General features: G+C 64.0%; 10 protein-coding genes and 1 tRNA gene. 4 read left to right on the top strand and 7 right to left on the bottom strand.

Features of this window, described 5'->3' with window-relative positions; translation table 11 throughout:
- Positions 1–120 precede the first annotated feature (120 nt).
- A complete protein-coding gene (locus ACXAGF_RS08740) occupies positions 121–582 on the top strand; it encodes an Lrp/AsnC family transcriptional regulator (RefSeq protein WP_475016168.1) in 462 nt (153 codons plus the stop codon).
- On the opposite strand, the gene ACXAGF_RS08735 is transcribed toward ACXAGF_RS08740, so the two are convergent.
- The 3 genes from ACXAGF_RS08735 to ilvA form a co-directional block, all read right to left on the bottom strand.
- Positions 544–1833 (bottom strand): GGDEF domain-containing protein, encoded by a 1290-nt coding sequence (locus tag ACXAGF_RS08735; RefSeq protein ID WP_475016166.1) that lies wholly within the window; start codon positions 1831–1833, stop codon positions 544–546. The two genes, ACXAGF_RS08740 and ACXAGF_RS08735, sit on opposite strands and share 39 nt — an antisense overlap.
- Positions 1834–1972: 139 nt before the next feature.
- A complete protein-coding gene (locus ACXAGF_RS08730) occupies positions 1973–2287 on the bottom strand; it encodes an HlyU family transcriptional regulator (RefSeq protein ID WP_475016164.1) in 315 nt (104 codons plus the stop codon).
- A 51-nt stretch (positions 2288–2338) separates the two neighbouring features.
- Complete coding sequence (gene ilvA, locus ACXAGF_RS08725) at positions 2339–3586, bottom strand: threonine ammonia-lyase (RefSeq protein WP_475016162.1); 1248 nt, start codon at positions 3584–3586, stop codon at positions 2339–2341.
- A gap of 118 nt (positions 3587–3704) precedes the next feature.
- Here ilvA and ACXAGF_RS08720 point away from each other — a divergent pair, with 118 nt between their 5' ends.
- The 3 genes from ACXAGF_RS08720 to ACXAGF_RS08710 all read left to right on the top strand — a co-directional run bounded on the left by ACXAGF_RS08720 (position 3705) and on the right by ACXAGF_RS08710 (position 5984).
- Positions 3705–5159 (top strand): TrkH family potassium uptake protein, encoded by a 1455-nt coding sequence (locus ACXAGF_RS08720; RefSeq protein ID WP_475016160.1) that lies wholly within the window; start codon positions 3705–3707, stop codon positions 5157–5159.
- Positions 5160–5229: 70 nt separating this feature from the next.
- Positions 5230–5814 carry a hypothetical protein gene (locus ACXAGF_RS08715; RefSeq protein WP_475016158.1) on the top strand — a complete coding sequence of 195 codons (585 nt, stop codon included), beginning with the start codon at positions 5230–5232 and terminating at the stop codon, positions 5812–5814.
- A gap of 85 nt (positions 5815–5899) precedes the next feature.
- A tRNA-Leu gene (locus ACXAGF_RS08710) sits at positions 5900–5984 on the top strand.
- A gap of 147 nt (positions 5985–6131) precedes the next feature.
- On the opposite strand, the gene ACXAGF_RS08705 is transcribed toward ACXAGF_RS08710, so the two are convergent.
- The 4 genes from ACXAGF_RS08705 to dnaE all read right to left on the bottom strand — a co-directional run bounded on the left by ACXAGF_RS08705 (position 6132) and on the right by dnaE (position 13163).
- On the bottom strand, positions 6132–7250 hold the full coding sequence (locus ACXAGF_RS08705) for a glycosyltransferase family 2 protein (RefSeq protein ID WP_475016156.1): 1119 nt from the start codon (positions 7248–7250) through the stop codon (positions 6132–6134).
- A 38-nt stretch (positions 7251–7288) separates the two neighbouring features.
- Positions 7289–8365, bottom strand: a complete 1077-nt coding sequence (locus tag ACXAGF_RS08700; protein WP_475016154.1) for a glycosyltransferase — start codon at positions 8363–8365, stop codon at positions 7289–7291.
- A gap of 593 nt (positions 8366–8958) precedes the next feature.
- Complete coding sequence (locus ACXAGF_RS08695; protein ID WP_475016152.1) at positions 8959–9411, bottom strand: pyridoxamine 5'-phosphate oxidase family protein; 453 nt, start codon at positions 9409–9411, stop codon at positions 8959–8961.
- A 254-nt stretch (positions 9412–9665) separates the two neighbouring features.
- Entirely contained in the window at positions 9666–13163 is a 3498-nt protein-coding gene (dnaE, locus tag ACXAGF_RS08690; protein WP_475016150.1) for a DNA polymerase III subunit alpha, read from the bottom strand.
- Positions 13164–13299 lie beyond the last annotated feature (136 nt).

Raw genomic sequence — 13299 nt, 5'->3', positions numbered from 1 at the left:
CTGCGGCCTTGCACAATTGGACCAGAACTGACGCGCAATGTCCTTGCAAAGACTGCTGGAGAGCGGCGCAGTTTTCGCCTATCCTTGCGCAAATTCTCCAACACTTCGAAGGATTGTTCTATGGGCGCGCTTGATTCGATAGATACTGCGATGCTGCGTATCCTGCAGCAGCACGGCCGGATCTCGAATGCCGAGCTGGCCGAGCGCGTCGGCCTGTCGCCGTCGGCCTGCTCGCGCCGGCTCGACATTCTCGAAAAGAGCGGTGTGATCAGCGGTTATCACGCGCACCTGTCGCAGAAGGCGCTCGACTACACCATGATCGCCATCGTGCACATTTCGCTTTCCGGCCAGTTCGCCAAGACGCTGGCCGAGTTCGAGGCGGCGGTGAAACTCTGTCCCAACGTGCTGGTCTGCTACCTGATGTCCGGCGAGTACGACTATATCCTGCGGGTCGCGGCCAAGGACCTCGCCGACTATGAGCGCATCCACCGCGACTGGCTGTCGGCGCTGCCGCACGTCGTGAAGATCAACTCGAGCTTCGCGCTACGCGAAATCATCGACCGGCCGAACCTCGGCGTTTAACGCTCGCGCACCGACGACACGATTGCGGCCGCCATGCTTGGCGGCGTAGAGGCGTGCATCGGCGGCAGACAGCAGTGCGTTGAGCGTGCCGCCATCGCTGTCGCTGGTGGCCACGCCGATGCTGACGGTAACCGGGCGGCCGTCCGGGCGGGCGATCTTCTGCTCCACAGCGCACCGGACCTGGTCGGCGCGCGCAAGCGCATCGGCATGCGACAGCCCCTCGCAGATCGCGACGAATTCCTCGCCGCCGAAGCGGTAAACCCGGTCGCTGGCACGCATGCCGCCCTGCAGCGCCGCGGCGGTCGCCTTCAACACCTGGTCCCCGACGAGATGCCCAAACAGATCGTTGATCGCCTTGAAATGGTCGGCGTCGATGATCATCAGGCTCACGACCGAATCCGCTTCGGCCGAGGCGTGCAGGATCCGCGGCCCCTCGAATTCCAGCCGGCTGCGATCGAACATCCCCGTCAGCGCATCCCGGCCGGACCGGTCGAGGAGATCCTCGTAGCGCTCGCGGAAAGTCAGGTCGTTGAAGATGTCGGCGATCGGCCGCGGCGAAACGGGAATGGCGGAAATTCGCGAGAGGCGCAGATAGACCGCCGTCAGGCTGGAAAACACGACGGCCGCCAGCATCTTTGCGATCCAGCCGCCCCAGAACACCTCCACCGGCGCGGCATTCAGGTAGCTGAGGGCCGCATAGAAGCCGACCTGGTCGAAGGTCAGGACGACGGCGCCGGCGACGAGGAATCGCAGCCACACCATGCGCCGCATCAGCCGGCCCAGCCGCTCGTAGAGCAGGATGATCGCCAGTGCATCGATGTAGAGCAGCGTCGTGCCCCAGAGCATCAGCCACCCCATCTCGTCGATGAAGGCGAGGTCGGCCAGTCGTCCCGGCACGACGCCGACGGTGTCGTGATAGCGCAGGATCAGCGCCAGGCCGACGGTCAGGAAGTTTCCGGCGAGCAGGCCGTAGATCGGCGCCCGCACGATCGCCGCGTCTTCCTTGACGTAGAGCAGCAGGATCATGATCAGCTTGCCGGCAAACAGCACGGACGATCCGGGCGAGATCACCCCGAACGGCAAGGGCACGTAGAAGACCGCAGCGAGGTAGGTCTCGAGAAAGTGCATCACGCCAAGGGCGACGATGAAGGCGCCGATGCCGATGCGGTGACGCTGGTGCAGCAGTCCCACCATGAAGGCGAAGTAGAAGACCGCCTCCGCCATCAGAAGCACGAGATTGTTGAATTCCATGGACCAGTCCGTGAGCGCGATTCGACCCGGCCCGACACTAGCGCGGCACAACAAAAAAGTACCTAAAACTTGATCGATTGCCCGATCGTCTGCGGTTTTTTCGGCAGATTACTGCCCGCCTGCAACGGCAACGGCCGCTTCAGACCGGACGGCTCGGGGCGCCGTCGGAGAACAGGGCGGGGCCATGCTGGTCGGCGATCTGCCGGCCCTTGCGGAACGCCGCCGCGACGGTGTCGTCACGGCTGGAAAAGAGGTCGGCCCGGATGAAGGTGCGAACGAGGACGACGTCGCCACCATGCTTCTCGATGCGGCCGGCGAGGCGAAACTGCGATCCTTCCGCCACCGGCGTCGCCACGAGCACGAGGTCGTTGTAGACCTCCTTTTCCTCAGGCGTTGCCGCGGAGCCGTTATCCTTGCCGGAACGGCCGAAAATCTTTGAAAGAAACGATGCCATGATCGACTGGTAGCACAGCGTGCCGGCCTGTCAACGGTTGTTCACCGCCGCTCAGATGACGAGATTCGCCAGAATCTCGTTGTCGGTGATGTCCTGATAGCGCAGACCGGTGCGGTCGAACGCCTCCGTCAGCACCTCGAAGTTCTCCGGCTTCTTCGTTTCGATGCCGATCAGAACCGAGCCGAAGTTGCGCGCCGATTTCTTCAGGTATTCGAAGCGGGAGATGTCATCCTCGGGGCCGAGCAGATTGAGGAAGTCGCGCAGGGCGCCCGGCCGCTGCGCCATGCGCAGGATGAAATACTTCTTCAGCCCCCGGTGGCGCATCGCGCGCTCCTTGACGTCCGGCAGCCGTTCGAAATCGAAATTGCCGCCGGAGACGACTGCGACCACGGTCTTGCCCTCGAGCCCGTCGCGACCGAGTGCCTCGAGCGCGGTGATCGCCAAGGCGCCGGCCGGCTCCAGCACGACGCCCTCCCCGTTCAGCATGTCGACGATCGTGACGCAGATCGCGTTCTCCGACAAAAGCATCGCCTGGCCGGGCCCGAACCTGCGCAGGGCCGCGAAGTTGAGGTCGCCGATCCGCCCGACGGCGGCGCCGTCGACGAAGTTGTCGACCTGGTCGAGCGTGATCACCTCGCCCGCCTCCAGGCTGCGCCGCAGGCTCGGGGCCCCCTCCGGCTCGCAGAACAGGAAGCATTCGTCGGCAACGCTGTCGGCCAGGTAGCCGGTGACGCCGGCCGCCAGCCCGCCGCCGCCGACCGGCAGCACGATCAGGTCCGGGCGCTGGGCGCCGGCCAGTTGCGCCATCGTCTCCGCGGCCACCGTTGCCTGCCCCTCGATGATGTCCGGATGGTCGAACGGCGGCACCATGATGGCGCCGGCGTCCCGCGCGTGGTCCTGGGCGGCGCGGTAGCACTGGTCGAAGATGTCGCCGACGAGGCGGATCTCGACGAACTCGCCGCCGAAGGTGCGCGTCTTGTCGATCTTCTGCTGCGGCGTCGTCACCGGCATGAAGACCACGCCCCTGACGCCGAAATGCCGGCACACGAAGGCAAAGCCCTGGGCGTGGTTGCCGGCCGAGGCGCAGACGAAGCTCTTGGTTGCGCCGTCGCCGGCGACGACCTTGCGGAAGAAGTTGAACGCGCCGCGAATCTTGTAGGAGCGGACCGGCGAAAGATCCTCGCGCTTGAGGTAGACCTGCGCGCCGTAGCGGGCGCTCAGGTGCTCGTTGAGCTGCAGCGGGGTCTCCGGAAAAAGCGTGCGCAGGGCTTGGGTTGCCTGCTCGACGTCCTGTTTCATGGCCTGTTGCCGTCCTTGAGTTTGCCGGTGCCAACCGCTATTGCATATTGCAGCCGCGGAGGCCACCCGCCCGTTTCCTGCGGATCGTGCGCAACGCCATTTACGAACGAGACGCCTCTTGAACGCCACGATCTACCGGTCCGCCATCAACATCGCTGCGACCTTCGCACTCTACCTTTCCCTTTCGATGCTGGTTCCCGTCGCAGTCGACCTCTACTACGGCCATCCCGACTGGAAGAACTTCCTGATCGCGGCCGCGGTCGTCGGCGGGCTGTCGCTGATCACCTCGGCAGCGACCCAGGGCGGACCGCCGCCGTTCAACAAGAAGATGGGCTTCCTGCTGGTCAACCTGCTGTGGGCCGTGTTCTCGCTCACCGGCGCCATCCCGCTGTGGCTGTCGACGGTCGACCTCGATTTTTCCCAGGCGCTGTTCGAATCGGTATCGGCGATCACCACCACCGGATCGACCGTCATCATCGGCCTCGACAATGCCCCGCCGGGCATCTTGCTGTGGCGGTCGCTGCTGCAGTGGTTCGGCGGCATCGGCATCGTTGCGCTGGGCCTGTTCGTGATGCCCTATCTGCGCGTCGGCGGCATGTCGTTCTTCAAGATGGAATCGTCCGAGACGAACGAAAAGCCCTTCGCCCGCATCGCCACCTTCACCCGCGCCTTCGTCGTCGTCTATGTGGGCATCACGCTGGCGTGCACCATCACCTACTCGATGCTCGGTATGGACCGGTTCGATGCCGTCAACCATGCCATGACGACGGTCGCCACCGGCGGCTTTTCGACCCATGACGCCTCGTTCGGCTACTTCAACAGCCTGCCGATCCTCTGGGCCGGGACATTTTACATGGTCCTCTGCAGCCTGCCGTTCTCGATCCTGATCGTGTTCATCGTCCGGGGCCGGCTCGACGCACTGCGCGACCCGCAGATCTTCGTCTTTCTCGCCTATGTCGTCGCCTTCTCGATCGCCGCCGCGATCTGGAACCGCCTGGCCAACGGCGTCGATTTCCATGCCGCGATCACCCACGCGTTCTTCAACATGGCCTCCGTCCTGTCCACCACCGGATTTGCGAGCCAGGACTACACGCTCTGGGGGCCGTTCGTTGTCGTCCTCGCCTTCTTTGCCACCTTCATGGGCGGATGCTCCGGCTCCACCGCCGGCGGGATCAAGGCCTACCGCTTCATCGTGATTTTCAACTCGATCCGCGCGGGGCTGTACAAGCTGATCTATCCCAACGGCATCCACACCGTCCGCTACGGCAAGATCACCGTCGAGCAGGACACGCAGCGCACCATCTTCCTGTTCTTCTGCACCTACCTGCTCCTGTGGGTGCTCGGCAGCATCGCGCTCTCGGCGCTGGGGCACGACCTGGAGACGGCGATCTCGGCGGTGGTTACCGCCCTGTCCAACGTCGGCCCGGGCATCGGTCCGGTCGTCGGCCCGGCCGGCAATTTCGCCAGCTTCGGCGACGCGTCGCTCTACATCCTGTCGCTGATGATGCTGCTCGGCCGTCTCGAGGTGTTGACGGTGCTGGTGGTCCTGACGCCGCTGTTCTGGAAGAGCTGATCCCAGACACGTCCTTGACTGCCTGTCGGCATCTGCGCATCCTTTCACCGGGTTGAACCGAGGGGGCCGCATGCCAGCAAGGCCATTCGCATCCGCACTGCCGCTTGCAACCGCACTCAGCCTCTGCGCCCTGCCCGCCGACGCCGGGCCGCTGGTGGATGCGGCAACGCGCGCGGAAAAGCTCGCCACCGAAGGCAATCCGGTCGGCGCCCACGATGCGGTGCGCGACGCGTTCGGCGCCTTTGCCTCGACACTGCCGTTCTCGATCGGCAAGGCCACGTTCGTCAGCGATTCGCCGGACGGCTATGGCATGTACACGCCGCGCCCGACTGCGGTCTACAAGCCCGGCGAGCCACTGATCTCCTACGTCGAGCCGGTCGGCCTGAGCTGGCGACCGGTCGACGGCGGCAAGGTCGAGGCGCAGTTCACCGTCGATCTCGAACTCCTCAACAACAAGGGCGACACGCTCGCCGAAAAGAAGGCCTTCGGCGCCTTCACCTTCCGCGGCTTCGTGCGCAACCAGGAGGTCTTCGCCAAGCTGACGCTGAACATGGAAGGCCCGCCGGCCGGCGACTACGTGCTGCGCTACCGCTTCCGCGACGGCATCAGCGGCGCGGTCGCGCTTTCGGACCAGACGTTCTCGATCGCGCCGTGACCGCCGCACAAACCACCGGCGAACGCTTGCAAAATCGCGCCAGCCCCTTGATTGCACAGCGCTCCTCCGCTACCGACGCAGCCACGCGGACGTGGCGAAACTGGTAGACGCAAGGGACTTAAAATCCCTCGACTTCGGTCATACGGGTTCGATTCCCGTCGTCCGCACCATGTTTGTTTTTTCTCAATAGGGTCGGATAGCTTCGCGCACCAGGTGTGGGACCTGGGGCCGGGAACTCGTCGGTGCCGGCGACGTTGCGTTACCTGTCCAAGCAACCGACAGCACGTCACCGACAGTCCATGCCGGCCGCAATCAGCTCAAATTCCAACGCGATCTCGACGCCAGCGTCGAGCAGCCCCCTTCAGGCGAAACAGAATCGCCGGGATGGCCCACAACGGATGCAGCGGCAGTGGCAGCATTCCCAACCGCTTGCGCCGCTTGAACGCCCTGCCGATGCGGCTAGCGCCGATATCGCAGTCGATCTTGTTGGCCAATGCCTCGGCCGCCCCGATCGGAAAGCTACGAATGCCCCTAGCATAGGCATAGTTCGCCAGCAGAAGCGCATGACCGGCTAGCGTTCTCCGTGCGATTCGGTGAAGTTCAGGCTTGTTGCGAACGCTGGCACCGACCCCCGAAAAGACCGCTTCGAAGGACAGCCATCTCTGTTCGAGATCGATAAGCTGCCCTTTCGGCGTCCCTGACGCGAACATCCTCACGTTCATGTTGCTCGCGTGTTGTCGATAGTATGCCTGGTCCACGCCGATCAAATAGCCGATATCCGCCCTCGCCGCGGTTCGAAGCCACATCTCGAAATCTCCCGCATGCGGCAAATCGTTCCGATATCCGCCGAACTCGCGCAACAGCGCCGTACGCATCACCACTTCCGGTGATGCAACAACGTTGTAGCCGGAGATGCAGCGGGTCCGGAGCCAATCATTGCCCGACCAGAGGATCCAGCGATTGCCGCAGGTGCGGGCCGGAGGGAGGGTGCCATAGAATGCGATGGACTGACCGTAGACGAGCCCCACGTTAGGATGCGCCACCAGCAGTTCCGCCGCCCGGGTCAGGGCCCTCGGCGTAACACAGTCATCTGCCGAAATCAGCAGTACAAATTCACCAGTCGCGGCTGCAAGGCCGTCATTATAGGTTGCAATATGACCAGCATTCGAACCATGCGCAATGACACGGACACGGTGATCCTCCGCCGCAATAGACCTTGCGATGCTCAGGCTATCGTCTGTTGAGGCATCGTCGACAACAATGACCTCGACCTCAAGTCCGGGCTGGTTGTCCAGAACGCTGCCGACGCATTGCCGCAGATACCGTCCGTAATTGTAGCAGGGAACGACCACACTGACGGTTGGCACCCGTCCAAGAGGCTGACGGGTGTGAATGCGTCCGCCGGATCCCTGAATGAGCATTGCCTCGAGCAGCACACCGGCCCCCTTGTCCTCATCACTGGCCAGACGCCCTACTAGGCCCCTTCCCGGTCGCACTCCCTTATCCGCGTCGTGAGTGCGCGGTAATACTCGACGACGTCCGTCGTTTCGCGAATGCGAGAATACCTATCCAGAACAAAGGACGACGCCATCAACCCGCGTGCCGCGCACCAGCAGTCGTCATCATTCTCCAATAAGACTGCCTCTTCGACCGCTCGGACGAAAGCATAAACGTCGCCGTGACCGACACTTTTGCTGAACTCGTGGTGAAAGAACTCTTTGCCGGCAAAGCCGTGATTGCCGATCACGTAGGCGCCGCAGGCCATGGCCTCGGCGGCCGGCAGCCCGAATCCCTCCTGATCAGCGAAGGCGAGGAAAATCCGGCAGGTCCTCAGTTCCTCAGCGACCCGCTCATGCGCCAGTCCATCCAGGGCCACGACCTGCCAATTGCGAAGAAGCCTGCGAGCGCTTAGCGCTTCCAGCACTTGCCGGGCGTCGTCCTTACGGCGCCGCGGCATGTAGCCAATCCGATGGGGGCGCTGACCGACGTGATTGGCATTGAAGATGCGTTCATCGATCCCGAGGTGGATCCGACTCACATAGGTGCGGGGATAGGCAAACTTCAGCATGGACTGGTTGTGCTTGGAAACGGTCAGGAAACCGAGCATGTTCCGGCGGGTAGCCTCATGTTCCAGTTCAAGCCCGGATATCCGTTGCCATGTGAGATGGGCATTCTGGTTGAATATGATGAACGGAAGCCCCTCTGGAATTCTCCTAAGGTAGTCACAGTCGACCTCCGGCACCACCAGAAGATCCGCGCCACATAGGATCGTGGTGGACAGATAGGAGATGACGCTTTTGTTTGCGAACCAATCACATCTGAACCCAGGCTTGTGATGCAGGACCGCGCTGGAGATGCCAGCCTCGTTGAGTAGGTCCACATGTCGATAGATGACTCTAATCCCTCCTGATGGGCGGTTGTGGTCCGGGCACAGAAAGTAGACCCTTTGCCCCCCACGGCCAACCTTCTGGAACCGCAGCTGGAAACGAGCGCGCGAAAGAGCCTCAGTCTTGACAAGGAGTTGTCGAAAAAAATCGTGCGCGCCACGCATGCAATACTCCCGAAGAAGATATCAAACGCCTACGCTTTCTTGCCGCAAAATTAAGTGACCGACGATATACTGAATAGGACATAACGGTCAACCATAAATTGAAATTTTATCTCCGATTATATACATTATGAACGTATATCTCTTTCAATCCACGGTTCTTTAAATACATTAAACGCAACAATGATCGGCCCCGTCACCTTACATTACCAATCCATCATATGCCGATGCACTTAGCGCCAAAGATGACACTGGCAGGAAGTACCTCTTGCCCTACAGTGATGCAACCATAGAGCCCCTTTCGCCAGATCCGGGACTGCCTTGTCGGCATGATCTTTTGGGCGGAATCGGCGCGTTGGCTGGCCGCCTGTCGATCACTCCGCTGGAAAATCGCGCCGCGGCGTGACGTTTGGCTCAGACAGCGTTGCGGATGCCGTTGCCGCCAGGAGCGGCCGCGTGTGGCTCGGCGCCTCACGTCCGATCGAGGAAATCTTCAGCGGGTGTGGTGGAATGGCAGACGCAAGGAGCTTAAAAGCCTGCCGGCGCCCTCCAAAGGCGTGTACCGGTTCAAGACCGGCCAGCCGCCAGGTCGCCTCTCAGGGGTCGGCATCCATCGCCATCCGGCCGGTCACCGTGTGGATGGCGATGAAATAGAACACCGGAACCGGGCCTTCGGACGGGTGTCTGGGCGGCTTGAAGGCACCCGGCTCCCACCAGTTGCAGTGCTTCTCCAGCAGCGACCAGGCGTGCATATGCTCGGCGTGGCCGCGTGCAGTGTCGGGCAGTTCATGGAATTGACCGAACACAACCGCGCTCTTCCAGTTGCGGACGCCCGCGACCAGGTCGAGCTGGAGGCAGACCTTTGGATTTTCCCGCATCCAGTCGATCTTCTGCCCGGGCATGGAGAAGCTGTAGATCCGGTTCTCGGACAGGACGTACAGGATCGGCACGATGTAAGGCTGGCCGGCCCGAGCGCAGGCGAGGCGCGCCACGCGCTGCTCCGAAAAGAGCTGCAGGCACTGTTCGTAGGTCATCTCGCGGACAATCATCGCGCGCCTCCTCCCGTCGCCCGAACGCCATCGTTGCGCTGCCCGCCCTCAAGTCGGCCTCCGGAACGGCTGGTGCCGCGCGTTAACCCGCTCTCGCGCGCCGGCCCCCCTGCGGCGGATGCAGCACGCCGCCCGCCGATCGGATCGGCGGACCGCCGGCCAATCCGTAGATTGCACCTCTGGGGGCCCGTTGGAAAGATGCCGCGCGACGGGCGGGCGCGGCCTATTGGTTCCTGCCGCCCCGCGGCTGCCGGTCACACCACTTCGACGTCGATCACGCCCGGCGCCGAGCGCAGGGCGGCGGCAATCTCCGGCGAGATGCGATAGCGCTCGTTCAGCTCGACCTCGATCTCGCGCTGGCCGTTGTCCTTGATGACGATGAAGGAGACGAGACCGTCGCCCCTGGCGTTCAGGTGGGCGGCGATCGAGCGCAGCGGGCCGGAATCGCGGACATAGACGCGCAGCGCCTTCTGCTGCTGCAGCGCCTCCTCCTCGAGCGAGCGCAGCGTCTGGATCCGAAGGCCGATCCCTTCCGGACGCTCCTCGGCCTGGACCGTCATCACCAGCGACTTTCCCGGTTCGAGCAGGTCACGATACTGGTGCAGCATCTCCGAAAACAGCACCGCCTCGAACTGGCCGGAGGCATCGGAGAAGGCGACGATGCCCATCTTGTTGCCGGTGCGGGTCTTGCGCTCCTGCTTCGAGGTCACAGTGCCGGCCAGGCGGCCGGCGGTCGCGCCCTGCTTCACCGCGACGGCGAAGTCGGCGAAGTTCTGCACCCGCATCTTGGCGAGCATGGCATTGTAGGTGTCGAGGGGATGGGCCGAGAGGTAGAAGCCGAGCACCTGGAACTCGCGGTGCAGTTTTTCCGAAGCGAGCCACGGCGCGTAGGTCGGCAGCGTGATCGTCTCCGGACCGGTGGCGGCCCCGGCGCCGAACATGTCGCTCTGGCCGCTGGTCTTGTTCTCCTGGGCGCGCTGGGCGTAGCCGAGCAGCCGGTCGAGCGCCGCGACCAGCCCGGCCCGGTCATGGCCGAAGCAATCGAAGGCGCCGGCACAGATCAGGCTTTCGAACACGCGCCGGTTCACCTGCTTCGGATCGATGCGCAGGCAGAAGTCTTCCAGACTCTCGAACGGGCGGTCGCCGCGCACCCCGACGATGTGCTGCACGGCCGCCTCGCCGACGCCCTTGATCGCCGCCAGCGCATAGTAGATGCAGCGCTCGCCGGTCTCGAAATGGGCGTAGGAGGTCTGGACCGACGGCGGGACGACCTTGATGCCGAGCCGTGCGGCGTCCTGGCGGAAGTCGTTCAGCTTGTCCGTATTGGACATGTCGTAGGTCATCGAGGCGGCGAGGAACTCGACCGGGTAGTGCGCCTTCAGGTAGGCGGTCTGGTAGGAGACGATGGCGTAGGCGGCCGCGTGCGACTTGTTGAAGCCGTAGTTGGCGAACTTGGCGAGCAGGTCGAAGATCAGGTCAGACTGCGGCTTGGACACGCCGTTCTTCACCGCGCCGTCGACGAAGCGGGCGCGCTGCTTGTCCATCTCCTCCTTGATCTTCTTGCCCATGGCGCGGCGCAGCAGGTCGGCTTCGCCGAGCGAATAGCCCGACAGGACCTGGGCGATCTGCATCACCTGCTCCTGGTAGACGATGACGCCCTGCGTCTCCTTCAGGAGATGGTCGATCATCGGATGGATCGACTCGATCTCCTCCTCGCCGTGCTTGCGGGCGTTGTAGACCGGAATGTTCTCCATCGGCCCCGGGCGGTAGAGCGCCACCAGGGCGATGATGTCCTCGATGCAGTCGGGGCGCATGCCGATCAGCGCCTTGCGCATGCCGGCACTTTCCACCTGGAACACGCCGACCGTCTCGCCGCGCGACAGCATCTCGTAGGTCAGCCGGTCGTCGAGCGGCAGGCTGCCGAGGTCGATCTCGATGCCGCGCTTGCGGGCGAAGTCGACCGCCGTCTTCAGCACGGTCAGGGTCTTCAGGCCGAGGAAGTCGAACTTCACCAGGCCGGCCTGCTCGACCCACTTCATGTTGAACTGGGTGACCGGCATGTCGGAGCGCGGATCGCGGTACATCGGCACCAGTTGCGACAACGGCCGGTCGCCGATGACGATGCCGGCGGCGTGGGTCGAGGCGTGGCGGTAGAGCCCCTCGATCTTCTGGGCGATGTCGAGCAGGCGGGCGACGACCGGCTCCTTCTCCGCCTCCTCCTGCAGCTTCGGCTCCTCCTCGATCGCCTTGGACAGCGGCGTCGGATTGGCCGGATTGTTCGGCACCAGCTTGCAGATCTTGTCGACCTGGCCGTAGGGCATCTCGAGCACGCGGCCGACGTCGCGCAGCGCCGCGCGCGCCTGCAGCGAACCGAAGGTGATGATCTGCGCCACTTGCTCGCGGCCGTATTTGCGCTGGACGTAGCGGATCACCTCCTCGCGCCGGTCCTGGCAGAAGTCGATGTCGAAGTCCGGCATCGACACGCGCTCCGGATTGAGGAAGCGCTCGAACAGCAGCGAAAAGCGCAGCGGGTCGACGTCGGTGATCGTCAGCGCGTAGGCGACAAGCGAGCCCGCGCCCGAGCCGCGTCCCGGGCCGACCGGAATGTTCTGCTGCTTGGCCCACTTGATGAAGTCGGCAACGATCAGGAAGTAACCCGGGAATTTCATGCGCTCGATGACGCCGAGCTCGAAGTCGAGCCGTTCGCGATAGTCCTGCTCGCTGTAGCCCGGCGAACGCCCGAGCGCGGCTAGGCGCGATTCAAGCCCCTCGACCGCCTGACGGCGCAGTTCGGCCGCCTCCGCCCGCTCCGCCTCCTCCGGATCGGCGGACGCGCCGGTGAAGCGCGGCAGGATCGGCGCGCGGGTCTTCAGCACGAACGAGCAGCGCCGCGCGATCTCGACGGTGTTGTCGAGCGCCTCGGGCAGGTCGGCAAACAGCGCCGCCATCGCCGCGCGGCTCTTCAGGTAGTGGTCGGGCGACAGCCGGAAGCGGTTGTCGTCCGAGACCATGGCGTTGTGCGCAACGGCCATCAGCGCGTCGTGCGCCTCGTAATCGTCGGGCGCAGGAAAGAACGGCTCGTTGGTCGCCACCAGCGGCAGGTCGTTCGCGTAGGCAAGCTCGACCATCCGCCGCTCGTGCCGGCGATCATAGCCGGCGTGCCGCTGCAACTCGACATAGAGCCGGTCGCCGAACAGGCGCTTCAGCTCCTGCAGCCGCGCCTCGGCCAGCGCCGGCTGCCCGGCGGCGAGGGCCATATCGACCGGCCCGGTCGACGCCCCCGTCAGCGCGATCAGCCCGTCGGTGCCGTCCTGAAGCCAGGCGCGGAGCATGTGGATCGCGTGGGCGCCGCCGCCCTCACCCTCCAGATAGGCGCGGCTGACGAGGTCCACCAGCCGCACATAGCCGGCATCGGTGGCCGCCAGCAGCACCAGCGAGGGCAGCCTCGTCAGCGCCTGCGCCGGGGTGCGGCGCTCGCCCTCGGCCTCGTCCTGCATGTCGATCGACAGCTGGCACCCGATCAGCGGCTGGATTCCGTCCGCCACCGCCTTCTGCGAAAACTCCAGCGCGGCAAACAGGTTGTTGGTGTCGGTGATGGCGATCGCCGGCTGCTCGTCGCTGACGGCCTTGCCGAGGATCTTCTTGATCGGCAGGGCACCCTCGAGCAACGAATAGGCCGAATGGACACGAAGATGCACGAACTGCACCCCCCCCGCCGTCCCCTGACCCGTCACTGCTGCCGCTTCCGCCATCGCCGTCACCTTTCACTCGCGGCAGAAAGGATAAGCGGATTCGCACGGAGAAAGTCCAGAGCGACACCTGGCCTTGCGCAAACTTTCCCCGCCTGCATCGCAAGGGCGGGAAACGTTGCCGGCCGGTACCGGGGCT

The organism is Mycoplana sp. ABR4_002 (assembly GCF_056159645.1).
This window is presented reverse-complemented; position numbering and strand designations above follow the sequence as displayed.